21 protein-coding genes are annotated in these 19779 nt (G+C 71.6%); 7 read left to right on the plus strand and 14 right to left on the minus strand.

All coding sequences use genetic code 11. The features are described from left to right. Positions 1–32: 32 nt before the first annotated feature. Positions 33–746, minus strand: a complete 714-nt coding sequence (locus ACX9MN_RS28930) for a Tim44/TimA family putative adaptor protein (RefSeq protein ID WP_020092701.1) — start codon at positions 744–746, stop codon at positions 33–35. A gap of 346 nt (positions 747–1092) precedes the next feature. On the opposite strand from ACX9MN_RS28930, the gene secB reads away from it, so the two are divergent. Beyond that, positions 1093–1593 carry a protein-export chaperone SecB gene (gene secB / locus ACX9MN_RS28935; RefSeq protein WP_026604852.1) on the plus strand — a complete coding sequence of 167 codons (501 nt, stop codon included), beginning with the start codon at positions 1093–1095 and terminating at the stop codon, positions 1591–1593. A 22-nt stretch (positions 1594–1615) separates the two neighbouring features. On the opposite strand, the gene ACX9MN_RS28940 is transcribed toward secB, so the two are convergent. After that, positions 1616–2494 carry a LysR family transcriptional regulator gene (locus ACX9MN_RS28940; protein WP_489726121.1) on the minus strand — a complete coding sequence of 293 codons (879 nt, stop codon included), beginning with the start codon at positions 2492–2494 and terminating at the stop codon, positions 1616–1618. An 87-nt stretch (positions 2495–2581) separates the two neighbouring features. Between ACX9MN_RS28940 and ACX9MN_RS28945 the strand changes: the two genes are divergently transcribed. The 3 genes from ACX9MN_RS28945 (at position 2582) to ACX9MN_RS28955 (ending at position 4908) form a co-directional block, all read left to right on the plus strand. After that, on the plus strand, positions 2582–3142 hold the full coding sequence (locus ACX9MN_RS28945; RefSeq protein WP_489726122.1) for a DUF4865 family protein: 561 nt from the start codon (positions 2582–2584) through the stop codon (positions 3140–3142). A gap of 26 nt (positions 3143–3168) precedes the next feature. Continuing rightward, positions 3169–3561, plus strand: a complete 393-nt coding sequence (locus ACX9MN_RS28950) for a tautomerase family protein (RefSeq protein WP_489726123.1) — start codon at positions 3169–3171, stop codon at positions 3559–3561. Positions 3562–3675: 114 nt separating this feature from the next. Beyond that, entirely contained in the window at positions 3676–4908 is a 1233-nt protein-coding gene (locus ACX9MN_RS28955) for an MFS transporter (RefSeq protein ID WP_331297812.1), read from the plus strand. A 151-nt stretch (positions 4909–5059) separates the two neighbouring features. On the opposite strand, the gene ACX9MN_RS28960 is transcribed toward ACX9MN_RS28955, so the two are convergent. From ACX9MN_RS28960 to ACX9MN_RS28995, 8 genes are all read right to left on the minus strand, one after another. After that, positions 5060–5935, minus strand: coding sequence for an RNA polymerase factor sigma-32 (locus ACX9MN_RS28960; RefSeq protein ID WP_012320644.1), 876 nt, complete (start codon positions 5933–5935; stop codon positions 5060–5062). A gap of 316 nt (positions 5936–6251) precedes the next feature. Beyond that, positions 6252–6857 (minus strand): CarD family transcriptional regulator, encoded by a 606-nt coding sequence (locus ACX9MN_RS28965; protein WP_020092694.1) that lies wholly within the window; start codon positions 6855–6857, stop codon positions 6252–6254. 503 nt (positions 6858–7360) lie between these two features. Next, on the minus strand, positions 7361–7699 hold the full coding sequence (gene fdxA, locus ACX9MN_RS28970) for a ferredoxin FdxA (RefSeq protein ID WP_020092693.1): 339 nt from the start codon (positions 7697–7699) through the stop codon (positions 7361–7363). A 217-nt stretch (positions 7700–7916) separates the two neighbouring features. Continuing rightward, positions 7917–8225: an RNA-binding S4 domain-containing protein gene (locus ACX9MN_RS28975; RefSeq protein ID WP_020092692.1), complete on the minus strand. Its 309-nt coding sequence runs from the start codon at positions 8223–8225 to the stop codon at positions 7917–7919. A gap of 10 nt (positions 8226–8235) precedes the next feature. Then, the gene (locus ACX9MN_RS28980; RefSeq protein WP_489726364.1) at positions 8236–11565 is read right to left on the minus strand and encodes a helicase-related protein; all 3330 of its coding nucleotides are present in this window, start codon (positions 11563–11565) and stop codon (positions 8236–8238) included. A 101-nt stretch (positions 11566–11666) separates the two neighbouring features. Beyond that, complete coding sequence (locus ACX9MN_RS28985; protein ID WP_331297813.1) at positions 11667–11975, minus strand: hypothetical protein; 309 nt, start codon at positions 11973–11975, stop codon at positions 11667–11669. Between the two features lie 200 nt (positions 11976–12175). Beyond that, entirely contained in the window at positions 12176–12466 is a 291-nt protein-coding gene (locus ACX9MN_RS28990) for a DUF1330 domain-containing protein (RefSeq protein WP_020092689.1), read from the minus strand. Positions 12467–12560: 94 nt separating this feature from the next. Then, the gene (locus tag ACX9MN_RS28995; RefSeq protein WP_489726365.1) at positions 12561–13478 is read right to left on the minus strand and encodes a DUF3108 domain-containing protein; all 918 of its coding nucleotides are present in this window, start codon (positions 13476–13478) and stop codon (positions 12561–12563) included. Between the two features lie 378 nt (positions 13479–13856). Here ACX9MN_RS28995 and rpmB point away from each other — a divergent pair, with 378 nt between their 5' ends. Further along, a complete protein-coding gene (rpmB, locus tag ACX9MN_RS29000; RefSeq protein ID WP_012320636.1) occupies positions 13857–14159 on the plus strand; it encodes a 50S ribosomal protein L28 in 303 nt (100 codons plus the stop codon). A 354-nt stretch (positions 14160–14513) separates the two neighbouring features. On the opposite strand, the gene cobT is transcribed toward rpmB, so the two are convergent. From cobT to ACX9MN_RS29020, 4 genes are all read right to left on the minus strand, one after another. Further along, positions 14514–16418, minus strand: coding sequence for a cobaltochelatase subunit CobT (cobT, locus tag ACX9MN_RS29005; protein WP_020092686.1), 1905 nt, complete (start codon positions 16416–16418; stop codon positions 14514–14516). A gap of 5 nt (positions 16419–16423) precedes the next feature. Then, a complete protein-coding gene (locus tag ACX9MN_RS29010) occupies positions 16424–16930 on the minus strand; it encodes a DUF29 domain-containing protein (RefSeq protein WP_082557830.1) in 507 nt (168 codons plus the stop codon). A gap of 5 nt (positions 16931–16935) precedes the next feature. Beyond that, positions 16936–17919, minus strand: coding sequence for a cobaltochelatase subunit CobS (gene cobS, locus ACX9MN_RS29015; RefSeq protein ID WP_012320633.1), 984 nt, complete (start codon positions 17917–17919; stop codon positions 16936–16938). 208 nt (positions 17920–18127) lie between these two features. Then, positions 18128–18754: a J domain-containing protein gene (locus ACX9MN_RS29020; protein ID WP_020092684.1), complete on the minus strand. Its 627-nt coding sequence runs from the start codon at positions 18752–18754 to the stop codon at positions 18128–18130. Between the two features lie 108 nt (positions 18755–18862). Here ACX9MN_RS29020 and ACX9MN_RS29025 point away from each other — a divergent pair, with 108 nt between their 5' ends. Further along, the gene (locus ACX9MN_RS29025) at positions 18863–19159 is read left to right on the plus strand and encodes a BolA family protein (RefSeq protein ID WP_020092683.1); all 297 of its coding nucleotides are present in this window, start codon (positions 18863–18865) and stop codon (positions 19157–19159) included. Between the two features lie 175 nt (positions 19160–19334). After that, positions 19335–19766: an alternative ribosome rescue aminoacyl-tRNA hydrolase ArfB gene (gene arfB, locus ACX9MN_RS29030; protein ID WP_091926121.1), complete on the plus strand. Its 432-nt coding sequence runs from the start codon at positions 19335–19337 to the stop codon at positions 19764–19766. The last annotated feature ends 13 nt before the right edge of the window (positions 19767–19779 follow it).

Below are 19779 nucleotides of genomic sequence, written 5' to 3' on the forward strand. Positions count from 1 at the left end.
GGCAAGATCGTCACGGAACGCCGGTCACGGACTCAGGCGCCGGCCTCGGTGGCCACGAGCTGCCAGTTCGGGTCCCGCGAGCCGAGCGTGCGGGCGAAGGTCCAGACATCCGGCACCTCGACCACCGTCTCGGCGCTGCCGTCCACCACCTTGCCGTCGGCGTCGCGGGTGGCGGTGATCAGGTTCGACAGGAAGCGGACGGTGACGTGCGCCACGCGGTTGCGCACCTCGACGGCGACGATCTCGGCCTTGTCGATCGACACGAAGGTGGTCTCGAGCGTCTGCCGGTTGCGCTCGCGCTCGGCGATCGCCCGCTCGAACGCCTCGCCGACCTCTTTCGAGAGGAGGCCGCGCAGGGTCTTCCGGTCACCCTTGGCGAAGGCGATCATGATGGCTTCGTAGGCCGACTTGGCGCCCTCGATGAAAGCGCGGGGGTCGAAGCTTGGCTCCGCCTGGATGCAGGCCTCCAAGCCGCGCGCGACCTCGGATCCCGGCTCGGCGATCCCGCGCCAGTCCCGCGGGGCGGCGGCGGGCTGCGGCGCGGCCTGGACCCGGTCGGCGCCGGGCAAGCGCACGACGTTGTCGCCGTCGGAGCGCGCCTGGGGCTCAGTCCGGCTGCGGTCGACCGGCTTGAACGGCGAGCGCTCGGCCCCCGTCTTCTGACCGAGCACCGAGCGCAGACGCCAGATCACGAAGACGGCCAGCGCGAGGAAGATGATCGTCGTAACGTCGAAACTGTCCTGCATCACCGATCCGATGGTGGCCGCGGCGAGACCCTGTGCCCCTTGCTCAGGTCGCGCGCGGTGCGGCGCCGGCTAAGCGCGCAGAGGTCTGGCCGACTCATATCCGACCAACGCGTCGGGAGCGAGCCGGTTGTGTCGGCCGGACGATCGAACCCACGCGTCAATTGCGATCCGGTCGATATGGGTCGTGGGGGCCGCCGGCGCCAGCGCCGCGCCCGCTCGCTTGTCCAGGCCCGGCCCGCGTGTTAGCGGCCCTGCCGTTTGGGCAGTTCCGCGGCGTGATCCAGCCGCTCCCGCCGCGACAACAACCCGCGCCGGCCCTGCCGGTCGATCGAGAAGGATGATCCGCATGGCCGATTCCCCGGCAGCGAACGGCAACGGCGGCGGCATGCCGCAGGGCGATGCGCCGACCATCAACGCCCTGGCGCAGTACACGAAGGACCTGTCCTTCGAGAATCCGAACGCACCGCGCTCGCTCCAGCCCAAGGAGGGCCAGGGGCCGCAGATCAACATCCAGGTGAACGTCAACGCGCAGCAGCTCTCGGAGACCGATTTCGAGGTCGAGCTGAAGCTCGAGGGCGACGCCAAGATCCAGAACGAGGTGCTGTTCGCCTTCGAGGTGACCTATGCCGGCGTGTTCCGGCTCCTCAACATCCCGGCCGACCAGATCCATCCGGCGGTGATGATCGAGTGCCCGCGCCTGCTCTTCCCCTTCGCCCGCCAGATCGTGGCCGAGGCGGTGCGCAACGGCGGCTTCCCGCCCCTGTACATCGACCCGATCGATTTCGTCGGCCTCTACCGGCAGAAGGTGATGGAGCAGCAGGGCGCCCAGGGCCCGCTCGCCTCCTGAGGCAGGACGAGCCGGCGGCCGCTCAGCGGCCGCCGGGATCGCGATACGTCGCCGCCAGGGCGCGCAGCGCCTCGGCGGGGCGCCCGGCCAGGCGGCGGGCGCGCAGGACCACGAAGGTGCGCGGCAGTTCGGGTAGCCCGAACCGGCCGCCGACCTCCACGGCGCCGGCCGGTGCCGTGCTCGGCGCCAGGGCCGCCACCGCCAGCCCCGCCATCACGGCCGCCCCCACCGCCAGCACGCCGCCGCCGACGAAGACCTCGGTCCAGGGGAGCCCGGCCGCGTCGAGAACCCGCGTCGCCGCGCCCCGGACCGTGCAGGGGCCCGCGAGTCCCGCCAGCCGCAGCGTCTCGCCCGGCCGGGGCGCCGGGAAATCCGGTGCGGCGAACCAGCCCAGCCGCTCCTCCGCCAGGACCGCGCCGCCGTGGCCGGCCTCGTCCTCCGTCCGGAAGATCACCGCGTCGTAGCCGTCCTCGCCGGAGGATCCGAACGCAGCCGCGAGGTCGCGCGACGGGACGATCCGCACCTCCGTGATCAGCCCGGCCCGATCCAGGCCAAGGCGCCGCAGCAGCACCGGCAGGTCGGGGCCGGCGACGTGGTCGCTGATCCCGAGGCTGAGCCGGGCGGGGTGCGCCGTCGCCGCGTCGGCCACGGCGCTGTCATGGGCGTCCAGGAGGCGCCGAGCGGCCGGCAGGAACAGGGCGCCCTGGCGCGTCAGGTCCACGTGCCGCGGGGTCCGGTCCAGGAGGCGCGTGCCGAGCCGGTCCTCGAGCCGCTTCAGCCGCAGGCTGATCGCCGCCTGCGACGTGGCGAGCGCCTCGGCGGCCCGGGTGAAGCTGCCGAGATCGACCACGTGCACGAAGGCCAGGACGCCTTCGAGGTCGAGAGGACGGTCGGCGACCATAACGCACTCTTATCGTAGATATCGGTGCCGATATGTCGCTGTTATCGAGGCGGCGTGCAAGCCTGTGGACCTCTTCGGGAGTGCCCCATGCTGATCACCCGCTACCGGCATCGTCTGCCGGCCGACTACGCCATGGACAGGATCCGCGCGCGCGTCGCCGCCCGCGCACCGGCCTGGGACGCGGTGCCCGGCCTCGTCTTCAAGGCCTTCACGGTCGAGGACCGGGCGCGCGGGGCCGCCGCCAACGCCTACAGCTCTCTCTATCTCTGGCAGGATGCCGGCGCCGCCGCCGCGTTCCTGGCCGGGGCCGGGTTCGGCGCCGTGATCGCGAGCTTCGGCCGGCCGCGCATCGAGACGTGGCTGGCGGTCGCAGCCGCGTTCGGGCCGGGGGACGCGGCGGGCGCCCTCTCGGAGGAGACGCGTCTCGTCGGGCCCGCGGAGGATCTCTCCGCCCTGCGCGACGACGAGCGGGGGCGCGGGCGCGACATCGCGGCCGGGCGCGACGTCCTCGCCACCGTGGCCGGGCTCGATCCCGACGGATGGCGCCTCACCCGCTTCACCCTCCGCGCCGAGCCGGCCGCCGGGCTGTCCGGAACCGCGATTGTCCACCTCGCCGCGCCCGGCCTCGCCGCGGCGCGCGGCCGCTGATCTCGGACCGATCGAGGAGTGAGACCATGCCTCTGACCCGCATCTCCCTGCGTGCCGGGACGACCGAATCCTACAGGGCCGCCCTCGTCGCGGGTGTCTACGACGCCATGCGCGAGACCTTCGCGGTGCCGGAGGGCGACCTGTTCGCCCTGGTGCACCAGCACGACGCGTCGGACTTCGTCTACGGTCCCGACTATCTCGGGATCCGGCGCAGCGACCGCCTCGTGATCGTCCAGATCACCGCCAACGCGACGCGCGGCACCGCGCAGAAGCGCGCCCTCTACGCCGCCGTGACCCGCAACCTCGCCCGCGATCCCGGCGTGGCGCCGGGGGACGTCTTCATCAACCTCGTCGAGGTCAACCCGGAGAACTGGTCATTCGGGGAGGGGCTGATGCAGTACGGCCCGCGGGAGCCGTGAGGCCGGTGCAGCGAGTCCGCCGCGGGAGCGGTGCGGCGATGATGGCGGCGATCCGGGCTTGACCGTTCCGGGGGGGGAGTACAGGTCCGGGGCCCGAAACGGCTCCAGGATCGCATGGCCCCCACCGCAAACCTCGCCCTGATCAACCTGTTCATCGGGGACATCCAGGGCGGCCTCGGACCCTTTCTCGGGACCTGGCTGGCAGAATCGGCCTCGTGGAGCCCCGCGCGGGTCGGGTTCGTCATCACGCTGGTCGGCATCGGCACGCTGTTCCTGAGCGGACCGTTCGGTGCCCTGGTCGATCGGTTCCCGCGCCCGCGCCTGCTGATCGCGCTGGCCTGCGGGGCGATCCTGGTGGGAACGCTGCTGCTCCTGCCGGCCCGCAGCTTCCCGGCGGTGCTGTGCGCGCAGCTGTTCGCGGCGGCCGGCGGCACCCTGCTGCTGCCGGCCGTCGCGGCGCTGACTCTGGGTATCGTCGGCAAGGACCGGTTCCCCGCGCAGCAGGGGCGCAACCAGGCCTTCAATCACGTCGGCATCCTGATCGCGGCGGGCGCCATCAGCCTTGGCACCGGCTATTTCGGCCCGGCGATCGCCTTCTGGGTGCTCGGCGGCATGGCGCTGGCGGCGATCGCCGCGACGGCGACGATGCCGGCCAAGGCGTGGAGCCGCCGCCGCGCCGTCGGCTGGAAGGAGGACGACTCGGACGAGCCGGAGCGCAGCGGCCTCCGCCAGGTCCTGGGGAACCGTCGCCTGCTGGTGCTGACCGTGGCGCTGACCCTGTTCAATCTTGGGAACGGCGGCATGCTCTCGCTGCTCGGCCAGAAGCTGGTCGCGACCGCGGCCGACGCCACGACCTGGACGGCCCGCTACGTCATGGTGGCCCAGCTGGTGATGGTCCCGGTGGCGCTGTTCGCCGGATCGCTCGCCGACAAGCGCGGGCGCCGCCAGCTGCTGATGGTCGCCTTCGCGGTCCTGCCGGTGCGGGCACTCCTGTCCGGCCTGATCGACGATCCGGTCTGGCTGATCGCCGCCGAGGTGCTGGACGGCGTCGCCTCCGGCATCGTCGGGGTGGCGGTGCCGGTCATCGTCGCCGACCTGACCTGGGGCTCCGGCCGGACCCAGACGGCCATCGGCAGCGTCAACGCGGTGCAGGGCGTCGGCGGCGCGCTGTCGGGCTGGTACGGCGGCCTGTCCTACGGGATGTTCGGCTGGACCGGCGCCTTCCTGGCTCTCGGCCTGCCGGCGCTCGTCGCCCTCGCGCTGGTGATCTGGCTCGACGCGACGCCCGAGCCCGGCCGGCGTACGCGCCGGCGGGAGCGGCGCAGCCCCGCCGCACAGGGAGCCTGAACCGACCGCGCGACCGAAGCCCGTGTCGACCCGCTATAGGACCCGATCGGGGCCGCCGCCGCGCGTTGCGGTGCCGCCGGACGCGGGGCCCTCTGAAACGCGAAAACCCGGCCTCAGGGCCGGGCTTCGCGTCGGTGTCGCGGCTGTGGGCTCAGCCGATATGCGGGCTGCCGGTGGCGGCGGGGAAGCGGTCGGCCAGGGCGCGGCGCAGCTTCTCCAGGGCCCGGTTCTCGATCTGGCGGACGCGCTCCTTGGAGATGCCGAGCCTCTGGCCCAGGGCTTCCAGGGTCGCCTGATCCTCGGCGAGGCGGCGCTCGCGCAGGATGCGCAGCTCGCGCTCCGACAGCACGGTCAGGGCCTGCTGGAGCCAGCTCAACCGACGCTCGCCGTCGACCGTGGCGCTCACGGTCTCGTCCGGCAGGTCGGCGCCGTCGACGAGGAAGTCCATCCGCTCCGAGGAGGCGTCGCTGTCCTCGCCCACCGGGGCGTTGAGCGACATGTCGGGACCGGACAGGCGCGCGTCCATCAGGGCGACGTCATCCCGCGACACGCCGATGGCGCTGGCGATGCGGCGGTGGATCTCGTCGCCGACATGCTCCTCGGTGGATTGCATCAGCCGGGCGCGCAGCCGCCGCAGGTTGAAGAACAGGGCCTTCTGCGCGGAGGAGGTGCCGCCGCGCACGATCGACCAGTTGCGCAGGATGTAATCCTGGATCGACGCGCGGATCCACCACGTCGCGTAGGTTGAGAAGCGGACGTCCCGCTCGGGCTCGAACCGGGCCGCGGCCTCCATCAGGCCGACATGCCCTTCCTGGACGAGGTCCGCCATGGGCAGGCCGTAGTGACGAAAACGCCCCGCCAGGGCGATGACGAGGCGCATATGGGCGGAGATCAGACGGTGGAGGGCCCGCTCGTCGCGCTCGTCCTTCCAGCGGACGGCGAGGCCGCGCTCTTCTTCCCGGGCCAGGAAGGGTGCCTCCATGGCAGTCCGTATGAACTGCCGTCGAATTCCCGCGATCTCAGCCATCCGCCTGCCTCTTGTTGTCGAGTGCTGTTGCGGCGTCGAGCCGATAGCCCGACGCGCAGGCGCCACCGGGAGGCGACGCCAGGCAACCGACAACGGAAGGCAAAACGCGAAAGTTCCGTCCCGATGCCCCACAATGCGACAACCGGGCGGCCACGAAATCGTGTTCTGTTCCGATCAGATGGGATCCGGCCGCGCGCCGTCCAGCCCGGATGTCCCGAAACGACCGGGCCGGCGCGCCGGTTCGGACCGGTCCGGGCACAAAAAACCCGGCCACAGGGGCCGGGTTCGATGTCGTCCGCGGGGGGGGAAGCGCGCCTCAGGCGGCCTCCTCCTGAATGTCGTCGCCCTCGCTGTCACCGTCGGCCTCGGCCTCGGGCTCCGCCTCGTTCTTCGCCCGGCGGGGCGACTTGGCGAGGCTCTGCTCGATCAGCTTCAGGGCCTCGGTCTCGGTGATGCGGTTCACCGACGAGATCTCGCGCACGATCCGGTCCAGGGCGGCCTCATAGAGCTGGCGCTCGGAGTAGGACTGCTCCGGCTGAGCCTCGGACCGGAAGAGGTCGCGCACGACCTCGGTGACGGCGAGCAGGTCGCCCGAGTTGATCTTGGCCTCGTATTCCTGCGCGCGGCGCGACCACATGGTGCGCTTGATCCGGGCGCGGCCGGTCAGCAGGTCGAGCGCCTTCTTGACCAGTTCCGGCTCGGCGAGCTTGCGCATGCCCACGCTGTTGGCCTTCGCGGTGGGGACGCGCAGGACCATCTTGTCCTTCTCGAACGATACGACGAACAGCTCAAGCTTGTAGCCGGCGATCTCCTGCTCCTCGATCGCGGTGATGCGACCGACGCCGTGGGCCGGATACACGACAGCCTCGCCGGTCTTGAAGCCCTGCCGGCCTGCGGTCGTCGTCTTCTTGGCTGTGGTCATGCGAGAAGGGCCTCCACTGGCGCGCAGCGTTCGGCGCCGCGCGAAACCGTGTTCTTCCGGGCGGGACACCCGGTCTGCCTCGCCGCTCCCGGACCCGGCGCCGAGCGCACGAATCCGGGCGTTCCCCGGCGCGGCCGTGCGAACGCCTGGCCCGCCCGCCGAAGTCGCCTTCAGCGGTCGAGCGCGTACTACTCCTAACCCACGAAAAGCGAAGGCGTTTCAGCCGGAGGGAGCACGTCAGGCGCGAGCGACGGCAGGCGGATTGTCTACCACAATCCGGCGCGCAGATCAAAGCATCCCTGAAGACGCACGCGCGGACCAAGCGCGGCGCCAAAGAGTTTTACACTGGTGCGGCGGGACAGGAATGACCTGGCCGCGTATCAGGCCCTCGTATGACGCAGCCCCGCCGCGGGGTTCAGCGGCGGCACGGGCCCGACAGATCTTCCCGCAATCTGGGAAGCGGGCCGCGGGCCGGCGTCAGAACCTGCGGGGCCGGCGCGGGGTCAGTCGCCCGAGCCGGGGTTGGGCGAGAAATGCGCCTCGAGCTTCCCGCTCTTGCCGTCCCAATCCTTGGCGTCGGCCGGGGCTTCCTTCTTCTGCGTGATGTTGGGCCAGGACTTGGCGTAGTCGGCGTTCAGCTTCAGCCACGTGTCGAGATTCGACTCGGTGTCGGGCTTGATCGCCTCGGCGGGGCATTCCGGCTCGCAGACGCCGCAATCGATGCACTCGTCCGGATGGATGACGAGCATGTTCTCGCCTTCGTAGAAGCAGTCCACCGGACAGACCTCGACGCAGTCCGTGTACTTGCACTTGATGCAATTGTCGGTGACGACGTAGGTCATCGGATGTCTTCGTCCTAAAACTCGACTTGGCCCGGGCGGAGCCTGGGGACGGCCCGCGCGCCCGGAGGGTGCTGCGAGGGGAACGCCGGTGAGACCCGACACTGGGACGGATCTCGGAGGCCCACGGCTCTAGACGCTGCCTCCCGGACTGACAAGCGTGCGGGCGCCGCAAGGGTTCGCGTCGGGTCGCTCGCGCGGCCGCTGTGGCGCGACCTCATCACTCGGACGGCCCGTCCGGACCGTCCTCGACCGACAGGGTGCCGCCCGACAGGTCGTCGTAGAGGAGCCGCGCCTCCGACGCCGGGCCGCGGCGCAGGCCGAGACCGAGGACCCGCACGGCCAGGGTCGCGTGGGGCGCCGCCACCGTGACCACGTCACCGATGCCGATGGCCTTCGCGGGGTTCTCGGCCCGGCTGCCGTTCACCCGCACGAAGCCGTCGGAAGCCAGCCGCGCCGCGAGCGACCGGGTCCGCGCGAAGCGCGCGAACCACAGCCACTTGTCGAGGCGCTGCCGGTCCTCGCGCATCCGCCGCGGATCAGCGCTTCCCGCCGTCGCCGGCCTCGAGCTGCGCCTTCAGGGCCGCGAGCTTGGCGAAGGGCGAGTCCGGATCGGGCGCCCGCTCGCGCCGCGGCGGCCGCTGGTCGGGCCGCGGGCCGGAATGGCGCTGCTCGGCGCCGCGCTGGTCGTCGCGGCGTTCCGGACGGCCGCCCTCGAAGCGGTCGCGGCGCGGGCCGCGGTCCCGGCCGGGGCGCGGGCCACCGTCGCCCTCGGCCCGGCGCTGCTCCGGCCGACCACCGTCGGGACGCCCCTGTCCCGGGTGCTGGCCCTGCTGGCCGCCGTCGCGCCCCCGACCAGCCCCGCGGGGACGGTTCTGCGGGCGCTGGTGGGCCGGGCGCTGGTGGCGCTGCAGGCGCCAGACCTCGATCTGTGGGATCTCGGCTGCGCCCTCGCCATCGGCACCAACGGCCTCGGCCGTCTCGGCCGCGTCGGGCTCCGCCTCGGCGGCCGCGTCGGGCGCGGTCTCCTCGGCGATGGCTTCGGCCGCCGGCGCGGCGTCCGCCTCGGCCGGCTGCTCCGCCTCGGCGTGGGGCGACTCGGTCGCAGATGTCTCGGTCGCTAGCGCCTCGGTGGCCGCGTCGACCGGCGTGCCGGCCGACTCGTCCGCAGTCTCGCCCTCGGCGGGCTCCGCCTCGGGGGCGGCCGGGGCTTCCTCGGCCGCCTCAGCGTGATCGGCGGTGGTCTCGACACCCTCGGCGGCCGGGGCCTCGTCGCCCACCGGCTCGGCGGCATCAGCCTGCGCGGCGACAGCCTCCTCGGAGGAAGCCTCGGCGGCGGTCGGCGCCGCCGGCGCGGTGGCGGCAGCGGGGACGAGCGGCACCGTGATGGCCGGGCCGGGGCGCGCCTCGGAATTGTAGCCGAGCGACTTCAGGATAGAGGCGAAATCCTCGCCCGAGCAGCCGACCAGCGAGGTCATGCCGACGGTGGCCACGAAGCCGTCGCCGTCGGCGGTGCCGTCCGGCGGGGCGCCCGGGGTGGTGCCGGGTCGGTAGGCGATCGCCGGGCGGATCAGGTCGGCGAGCCGCTCCAGGATGTCAACGCGCACCGCCCGCTCGCCGCTGACCCGGAAGCCGGCCGCGCGGTAGAGTCCCTTGGCGATCTCGCGGTCGACCTTGATCGAGGTGCGGCCGGAGCCGGCGAGATGCGCGATCTCGTCGAGGCCGCGCTGGTCGAGGCCGCCGTTGCGCAGGGCCCAGAGCTGGGCCGCGAGCGTGCGGGGCGCCGGCTTCAGCAGCGCCGGCAGGAAGATGTGGTAGGCGCCGAACCGGACGCCGTGGCGGCGCAGGGCGCCGCGGCCCTCCTGGTCGAGGCTGCGCATCTCGTGCGCCACCTTCGAGCGCTCCAGCACGCCGAGCGCCTCGACGACTTGGTAGCCGATTCCCTTGGCGAGGCCAGTCAGGTCTGCCGCGGTCTCGATCTCCATCAGCGGCCCGAGCAGCCGCACGATGTAGGCCTTCAACCACGCGTCGAGGCGCGCCTCGACCTTCTCGCGATGCGCGCCGGTCAGGCTGTCGTCCGCCAGCAGACGGATCTGCGGGGCGAACAGCTTCTCGCCGGGGGTGAGCTTGGCGACGGGCGCGCCGGTCCAGCGAATCGTGCCGTCGTGCGAGAGCACGAGGGTCGAATCGGCGGTCGCGGCGAATCGTTCTGCCCGCGACTCGATCTCACCCCCGAGCGCCTTCTCGGCGGCGCTCCTCAGGGTCTTGGCCTCGTGCCCCTCGGCGCTGGCATCGGGAACGAACAGGAATCCGTGAAGGTGGCCGACATGCTGACCCTCGACGGTGACGTCACCGTCGGCGGTGATCTGGGCTTCGAGCATCGTGTTCTCTCTCAGGCGCCGCATCAGGACGCTTGTGCGCCGGTCGACGAAGCGGCTCGCGAGGCGTTCGTGCAGGGCGTCGGACAGCCTGTCCTCTACCCGACGCGTCTCGCCCTGCCAATGTTCTGGGTCGCGTAGCCAGTCGGGACGGTTCGCCACGAAGGTCCAGGTGCGTCCCTGGGCAATCCGGCGGGACAGCGTGTCGATGTCGCCGTCGGTCCGGTCGATCATCGCGACCTGCTCGGCGAACCACGTGTCGGGGATGCGGCCCGCCATGCCCTTCATGAGGAACCGGTAGAGCTGTGCCACGAGATCGGCGTGCACCTGCGGGTGGACCTTGCGGTAATCCGGCACGCCGCAGACGTCCCACAGGCGGCGCACCGTGGCGGCGCTCCGCGCCATGTCGCGGATGTCGTCCTCCTTCATGAGGATCTCGAGGGCCTGCTGGTCCTCCCCCATGGGCGCGCGCGTCAGGCCCGATTCGCGCGGGTGCTCGTCGAGGCTCGCCTGCAGGCCCTCCAGGCTGCCAAAGCTGAGATCCGGATTGCGCCACTGCAGGATGCGCAGGGGATCGAAGTCGTGGCTCTCCAGCCGCTCCACCAGCTCGGCCTCGAAGGGCGGGCAGCGTCCGGTCGAGCCGAAGGTACCGTCCGCGAGGTGGCGGCCGGCGCGCCCCGCGATCTGGCCCATCTCGGCGGGGGTGAGCTTGCGGAAGCGGGTGCCGTCGTACTTCCAGTTGGCCGCGAACGCGACGTGATCCACGTCGAGGTTGAGGCCCATCCCGACCGCGTCGGTGGCCACGAGGTAGTCGACGTCCCCCGCTTGGTACATCTCGACCTGGGCGTTGCGGGTCCGCGGCGACAGGGCGCCGAGTACCACGGCGGCGCCCCCGCGCTGGCGGCGGATCAGCTCGGCGATCGCGTAGACCTCCTCGGCCGAGAACGCCACGATGGCGGTGCGCCGGGGCAGGCGCGACAGCCGCTTCTCCCCCGCGAAGGTGAGCTGCGAGAGCCGCGGCCGGGTCGTGGTGTGAACGTTCGGAATCAGGTCCTGGACCAGCGGCAGCATGGTCGAGGAGCCGATCAGCAGGGTCTCCTCCCGGCCGCGGACGTAGAGCAGGCGGTCGGTGAAGACGTGGCCGCGATCCATGTCGGCGGCGAGCTGGATCTCGTCGATGGCGACGTACGCCACGTCGAGGTCACGCGGCATCGCCTCGATGGTGCAGATCCAGTAGCGCGGCCGGTCCGGCTTGATCTTCTCCTCGCCGGTCACCAGCGCGACCTTCTCGGGGCCCACCTTCGCGACGACGCGCAGGTAGACCTCGCGGGCGAGCAGCCGCAGGGGCAGCCCGATCATGCCGGTCGGGTGGGCGAGCATCCGCTCGATGGCGAGATGCGTCTTGCCGGTGTTGGTCGGCCCGAGGACCGCGGTGACGCCGCGGGCGCGGGCCTCGCGGGACAGCGAGCGGCTGGGCGTGGGGCGGAGCAGCGCGTCGATGGTCGGCGGTTCCTTCGAGCGGGAAGGCCGTCGCGGCGCCGTCGCGGCGCGGGCGGGGAGGCGGGTTCGACCGGCCGACCGCGTCAGGAACGCTAGGGCCGGTACGGTCCTCCCCCATATGGGATGCCGCCGCCGCCAGGTCCAATCTGCGGCGTGATCATCGGGTAGACGTCGATCTGCGTCGTCGTCGCGCCCGGCTGCGGCGCCAGGTCGGCGCAGAGCGTGTCGGGTGTCGCGACAAGGGGGCCGCGGCGGGGCGGCCTGTTCTCGACGACCTCGGCCGACGAGAAGGCGTCACCGCCGCACCCCGGATCGGCGGACCCGGCACTGAGGGACTGCGCCGCGGCCGGCCCCGCGAGCGCGGCCAGGGCGAGGGCGATTCGGAGGGCAGGCGAGCACATCCGGGCATTATCGCCGGGAACGTGAAGATTCCCTCCACCCGCGCAACCGCGGACCACGCCGCGATCGCGTCCGCCGGCACGGAATGCGGGGCACCGCGGGCGCGCGACTCTGTCCGTCCCCGCGCCCTTGCCGGGTCATTTCGCGGCTTGGGCGCGGAAGGCGCGGGCCGCGTCAGGTCCGGTTGTGACCGGGCCGGCGATCAGTCGACACCCTCGACGAGCACCACCTCGCCGATGCCCGCGGGCCGGCGCTTGGCTACGGCAGCCTGGTACTCGGGCGAGAAGTAGTAGGTGCGCGCCGCCTCGTAGGACTCGAATTCCAGCACGACGTTGCGCGGACGGCCCTCGCCCTCCAGCGCCTCGCAGCGGCCGCCGCGCACCAGCGGCTTGCAGCCGTACTTGCGCATCGCCTCGGAGGCCATGGCGGCGTAGTCCTTGTAGGTGTCTGGGTCGGTGACCGTCATCCGGACGATGATGTAGCCCTTGGGCACTGCTGACCTCCCCGCGCGGCTGCCGCGCCGCGCCGAGGTGCCGGGAAACCGGCCGCCGGTCAAACGCTCCCTGCGGCAGCTGCCCGCGCAGCCGCTACTGCCCGGGCAGGCTCGCCTGCGCGACACTGTTGCCGGCGGCGCCGGCCGTGCCGGTGGTCGTCGGCGTGCCGCTCTGGCTCCAGCGGGTGGCCTCGATGATGTTGGTGCCGATCGTGGTGAGCACCGAGATGCGCAGCGGAATCAGGACGCGCGTCCCCTCGACGGGGGCGAGCCAGACCGACATCTCGCGGTTCTCCTCCATGAACTTGACGCCCGGCCGGTCCGGCCGGTGGCCGGCGACCGCCTGGTAGCGGGCGTTGCATACGAGGACTTGCCCCGCATAGCCGGGCTTCTGCACCGGGCGGGTCTCGGCGTAGCTCAGCACCACGTTGAAGCGGGTGGCGCCGTCGAAGACCGGCAGGGTCCGGTTGCAGTTCTCCGGGTCGAGCGGCTCGCCGCGCCCCTGGGTCGGCATCAGCAGCGCGCTCACCGGGTCGATGATGCCGCGCTTGTTGGCCGGGGTGACCGGCACGCGGTCCTGCATGTCGACGAGCGGCGGCGTGATCTCGGCCTGGACGACGTTGCCGCGCGCCAGGGCCATGCGCACCGCGATGCCGGAACTCGCCGTCTGGGTGGCGATGGCGAAGGCGCCGGGCTGCGGCGCGGCCGAGAAGCTTCCCGAGGCCCGGGCGGAGCCCTTGCCGCCGGTGATCGCGCCGACGAGGCCGGTGAGCACGGCCGACACGTCCATCATGTAGCGGTCGCGGTCGAAGGAGCCGGCCAGGCGGGCCGTGCCGATCGGGAGACCGGCGAGGTTGATGCCGTAATCGACCGCCACGGTCGCGGCGGCGGGCGCGGCCCGCTTGGCCCGCGACGTCCGCGCGCCGGCATCGGTCGGGGCCGCGAAGGCCGCGACCGCGAGGAGGCTGCCCGCGAGGCGCCCGGCAGCGTGCTTCTTCGACGGCTTGATCATTCGACGGATTGGCGTGGCGCTCATGATCCGGATCGCATCCCAGGGCGGGCGGGCCAAGACACTCGCTCGAACGCACCCTCTCGAACACACCCGCTCGCCGACGTCCTCTGCGACGCACGGAGCGGGGAGAGGCGCCTTCCTGCAGGTGGAAGAAGGCTATATCCCGGCATCGTGGTTAACAGACCGTTGGTCGTCCGGCGCGATGCTGAACCCCGCCGGCACCTTGACGCACCGCGCCTTCGTCGCCTATAGGCTCGCGCCTTCAACAGGACTCCGCCGGACCTGGAACACGCAATGGGCGCCGCCCGCTGCGACGATGATCGCGCCGGCCGCGATCGGGTCTTCACCGGGCGGAACGAGACGGGATCGTTTTTTATCATGGCGCGCCGCTGCGAACTCACCGGCAAGGCCGTTCAGGTCGGCCACCTCGTGAGCCACTCGAACCGCAAGACCAAGTGCCGGTTCCTGCCGAACCTGTGCAACGTCACCCTCCAGTCCGACGCGCTGGGCAAGCGCGTCCGCCTGCGGGTCACGGCGCACGCCCTGCGCTCGGTGGAGCACCGCGGCGGCCTCGACGCCTTCCTGATCAAGGCTGGCGAGGGTGACCTGTCGCAGACTGCCCGCCTCTTGAAGCGCGAGATCCATAAGAAGCTCGCCGAGACCCCGGCCGCCGCGGCCTGAGTCGTCGAGCTTCACGCCCCTATCGGACGGTTTGAACCGCCGTGGCCGTTGAGGCCGCGGCGGTTTCCGCTTGTTTGCGGCTGGCATGCCACTCCAAGCAATCCAGAGCTCGGCCGCAGGCTGCCGTCAATGTCCGGCCGATGCCCCTGCGCCGTCTTTGCGAGCGGAGCGAAGCAATCCAGGCGGCGCCACGTGGACAAGCCCCGCGCCGCCCTAGGTCACTTCGCTGCGCTCGTGATGACGAAGGGGGCTTCGCCGTCCAAGTTGCGAACATGAACCGTGTCGAGGTTCGGTCCGGATCTGCCAGCTTCCTCGACGCGGATCGTCTGTTGCGCGCGGCAGCGCGCGGCGTGACTACCGCCGCCCGCCCGCTGCGCGCAGCATCCGACCCGTCGGCGCCGCGCCGTCCTCCTCGAACAGCTCGGCGAGCTTCTCGGTCATCGCCCCGCCGAGCTCCTCGGCGTCGATGATCGTCACGGCGCGGCGATAGTACCGGGTCACGTCGTGGCCGATGCCGATGGCCAGCAGTTCCACCGGCGAGCGCGTCTCGATCTCCTCGATCATCCAGCGCAGGTGCCGCTCCAGGTAGTTGCCGGCATTCACCGACAGGGTCGAATCGTCCACCGGCGCGCCGTCGGAGATCACCATCAGGATCTTGCGCTGCTCCGGCCGCCCGAGCAGGCGCTTGTGCGCCCAGTCCAGGGCCTCGCCGTCGATGTTCTCCTTGAGCAGCCCCTCGCGCATCATCAGCCCGAGGTTCTTCCGCGCGCGCCGCCAGGGCGCGTCGGCCGACTTGTAGACGATGTGGCGCAGGTCGTTCAGGCGACCGGGATTCGGCGGCTTGCCGGCGGCGAGCCACGCCTCGCGGCTCTGGCCGCCCTTCCAGGCCCGGGTGGTGAAGCCCAGGATCTCCACCTTCACGCCGCAGCGCTCCAGCGTCCGCGCGAGGATGTCGGCGCAGGTCGCCGCCACGGTGATCGGCCGGCCGCGCATCGAGCCCGAATTGTCGAGGAGCAGCGTGACCACCGTGTCGCGGAAATTGGTGTCCTTCTCCTGCTTGAAGGAGAGCGGCTGGTACGGGTCGATGACCACGCGCACGAGCCGCGCCGGGTCGAGCTGACCCTCCTCCAGATCGAACTCCCAGGCGCGGTTCTGCTGGGCGAGGAGGCGACGCTGGAGCCGGTTGGCGAGGCGGCCGACCACGCCCTGCAGGTGCGAGAGCTGCTTGTCGAGGTAGGAGCGCAGGCGCGACAGCTCATCGGCGTCGCACAGCTCCTCGGCGTGGATGACCTCGTCGAACCGCGGATTGAACACCTTGTACTCGGGCCCGCGCGCCTCGTTGCCCTGCCGCTGCGGCGGGCGAGAGGCCTCCGAGGCCTCCTCCGACTCCGCGTCCTCGGCCTCCTCGGGCAACTCACCGGACGGTGCGTCGGCGGATTCCTGGGCGCCCTCCTCGATCTCGTCGGAGGCCTCCTCGGAGGTCTCGATCTCGGCGCGCTCGCCCTGGCTCTTCTCCTCCGAATCGCCCTCGCTGGGGTTCTGCTCGTCGTCCTGGGCGTCGTTCTCGTCGTCGTTCTCGTCGTCCTCCGCGTCGAACGGCGTCTCGTCCGACATGTCGAGGGAGGTGAGGAGGTCGCGCACCGAGCGGGCGAACTTGCGCTGATCCTCGATCGAGCCGAGCAGCCCGTCGAGGTTCGGGCCGGCCTTGGCCTCGATATGCTCGCGCCACAGCTCGACGATCTTGGTGGCGGCCTCGGGCGGCTTCTGGCCGGTCAGGCGCTCGCGCACCATCAGGGCGACGGCATCCTCCATCGGAGCGTCGGCCCGGTCGGTGATGGACTCGTACTTGCCGCCGCGATGGTAGCGGTCCTCCAGCATCGCCGAGATGTTGCTGGCCACGCCCGCCATCCGGCGCGACCCGATCGCCTCGACCCGGGCCTGCTCGACCGCGTCGTACACGGCGCGCGCGGGTGCGTTCTCGGGGGCGAGACGGCGGTGGACGGCCACGTCGTGGCAGCCCAGCCGCAGCGCCATGGCGTCGGCGTTGCCGCGCAGCACCGCGACGTCCTGCGCCGAGAGCTTGCGCGGGGGTTCGGGGAGGCGGGCCTTGTCGCCGGTGAGCGCCGGCCGGTCGGTCGCGTAGGTGACCTCGACCTCGGAGCGCCGGGCGATGGCGCGCAGGCACCCGGCCACCGAGCGCTTCAGGGGCTCGGCCACGGGTTCGCGGCGCTCGCCGGGCTTGCGGTTGGAGATGGACATCAGCGCTACCGGTCGTCCTCGAACGCGAAGGGGCGGTTCAGGATCTCGTCCCAGCTGTAGGGACAGTCCGCGGGCAGGGTTTCGGGCGATCGCTTCATCTCGCGAGCGGCTCGGATCCGACCGACCCGGTAGCCTTCGCTGGCGGCTTCGGCGATTCGCGGCTTGAGACCTGGATTTTTGCGCACCTGCCTGTCGATCCGCACGCGCTGTTCCGCAATCGTCAGCGACCAGCTTCGGCTGCGCCGCTCGGGCTGGTGATCCCATTTGAGGGCGTGGGCGAGAAGCACCTCGATCGCGCTCTCGAGCTTATCGTACTGCTCCGAACCCACGTCGCTCAGCTCCTCGGCGATGTTGTCGAGGTCGAGCGCGTCCACCCGGCCGGCGCGGAGCAGCGCCACCTGCTCCTGAACCCAGGTGTAGAGATCGTCCGCGTGGCGGGTCCGTCCCCGCGCGTGCGCAGTCGCCGGGGCGTCCTCGCGCGTCGGGGCCGGATGCGCCATCGCGTCCTCCATGCGGGTCAGCTCAGCGCGACGTTCACCGCGCTCTCGGGCAGCTCCTTGCCGAAGGCGCGCTGGTAGAACTCGGCCACCAGCGTCCGCTCCAGCTCGTCGCACTTGTTGAGGAACGTCACCCGGAAGGCGAAGCCGATATCCTTGAAGATGTCGGCGTTCTCGGCCCAGGTGATCACCGTGCGCGGGCTCATGACGGTGGAGAGGTCGCCGTTCATGAAGGCGTTGCGGGTGAGATCCGCCACGCGCACCATCCGGTTGACGATGTCGCGGCCCTGGTCGCCCCGGTAATGCGTCGCCTTCGAGAGCACGATGTCGACCTCGCGGTCGTGCGGCAGGTAGTTCAGCGTGGTGACGATCGACCAGCGGTCCATCTGACCCTGGTTGATCTGCTGCGTGCCGTGATAGAGGCCCGACGTGTCGCCGAGGCCCACCGTGTTGGCGGTGGCGAACAGCCGGAAGGCCGGGTGCGGGCGGATCACGCGCTTCTGGTCGAGGAGCGTCAGCCGGCCCGAGAGCTCCAGCACGCGCTGGATCACGAACATCACGTCCGGGCGGCCGGCGTCGTACTCGTCGAACACGAGCGCGACGTTGTTCTGCAGCGCCCAGGGCAGGATCCCGTCCTGGAAGGCGGTGACCTGCTTGCCGTCCTGCAGGACGATGGCGTCCTTGCCGACGAGGTCGATGCGCGAGACGTGGCTGTCGAGGTTGATCCGGATGCACGGCCAGTTCAGCCGGGCGGCGACCTGCTCGATATGGGTCGACTTGCCGGTGCCGTGATAGCCGGTGACCATCACGCGGCGGTTGCGGGCGAAGCCGGCCAGGATCGCGAGCGTCGTCTCCCGGTCGAAGATGTAGTCCGGGTCGACATCCGGCACGTGCTCCTCGGGCTCGGCGAAGGCCGGCACCTTGAGGTCGAGGTCGATGCCGAAGACATCGCGGACGGAGACGGTGCGGTCGGGCAGCGCGGCGGGCGTAGCGTCAGAGAGCATTCGGAACCTCGTGAGGCGCGGGCGCTCCACTCCCAAACAGTGAAGCATCCGCGCGGAAGGACGTCGAGCCGGGCCTCCGCGGCGGGGCGGAGCCATCCTTAGACGGCGGCGCGCTCGCGCGCCACCGACCGGCATGGATCCCATATAGGGCCGCCCCGCGCGGTTTGCCCTATCCTGGGTGCGAACCGGCGTGCATCGTTCGTGCCGCTCAGCAGAGACCGGCCGCGCGGAGCACGTCGTGGGCCCGGATGATGTCGCGCAGGCGCTCCTCGAAGGAGCGGTCGCCGCCGTTGGCGTCCGGGTGGAAGCGCTTCACCAGCACCTTGTACTGCGCCTTGATGGCGGCCGCGTCCGCGCCCTCCTCGAGGCCCATCACGTCGAGGGCGCGGCGCACCGTCGCCGAGTGCTTGGGCTTGCGCGGCTCCTCGGGCTGGCGGGCACGCCGGCGCGCGTCGCCGACGCCCTCGCCGCGCAGGATGCCGAGGGGATCGACGTAGGCCCAGTCCCGAACCGGCTCGTCCGCCGGCTTGGCCTCGCCGGTCCGGTTCACGCCCATCGCCCAGGTCGGGCGATGACCGATGATCGCGTCCTTCTGGTAGGCCTGAACGGCGGCGTCGTTCATGCCATCGAAGTAATTGTAGGTGGCGTTGTAGGCGCGGACATGGTCGATGCAGAAGCGCCAGTACTGGCCCTCCGCCTTCCGCCCCTTCGGCGCCCGGTACAGGCCCGGATGGGTGCAGCCGGGGCTCTCGCAGCCGGCTTCCGCGGCGGGCTTCGGCTCGTCGCAGGTCGGCTTGATCCGGATGCTGTCGAACAGGCGCGAGTTGAGATCCATGACGGGCCGATTATGAGGGGGCGGACCTGAGACACAAGGGCACCGGGCCTGATGACGCATGCGCGGGATCGGGCTTGACGGCGCCCACGGACACGACGCGAGGGCACGATGACGGACGGTGCGGGCGCGGGCGGCACCCTGCGGGACTGGATGGAGGCGCGGCTGCGGGAGCAACTCGCGCCGGCGCGGCTCGACGTGATCGACGAGTCGCATCTGCATGCCGGCCACGCCGGAGCGCGGCCGGGGGGCGAGACCCATTACCGGCTCGACATCGTCGCGTCGGCGTTCGAGGGCAAGAGCCGCGTCGAGCGGCACCGCTTGGTGAACGCGCTGCTCGACGACGCGTTCAAGCGGGGTTTGCACGCCCTCGCGCTCCGCGCCCGCACGCCGGCCGAGGCGGCCTGAATCAGGGCTCCGCGCGGGACGAGGGCGGGATCGCTCCGACGGGGCGCGGTGTACGGGACGGGAGGCACGAGACAGATATGGTGACGGGGCCGCCGATCCGCATCCGCCCGCTCGCGGACTGCGCACCCGACGCGGGGGCGCGGCGCGCCGTCGTCGCGCAGCCGGGGAGGGCGCCATGGCCCTGCGGGTAACGCCGCGCATCGCCATCGACGAAGACGAGATCGAGCTGTCCTTCATGCGCGCCTCGGGCGCCGGCGGACAGAACGTCAACAAGGTCGAGACCGCGGTCCAGCTGCGCTGGGCGGCGCTGGCCTCGCCCGCCCTCGACGAGCGGGTGCGGGCCAATCTGGTGCGGCTCGCCGGACGGCGGATGACCAAGGACGGCGTTCTCGTCCTCGCCGGGCAGCGGCACCGGACGCAGGAGCGCAACCGGGCCGACGTGCTGCAGCGGCTCGTCGATCTGGTGGCGGAGGCGGCCAAGCCGCCGCCGCCGATCCGCCGGCCCACGAAGCCGACCCGGGGCTCGCAGGAGCGGCGCATCGGCGCGAAGAAGAGCCGCGCCGCGATCAAGCAGGGCCGGGGCAGCGTCCGGGATTCGGACGGCTGACCCCGATCCCGCC

Source organism: Methylobacterium sp. 1A, from assembly GCF_058072805.1.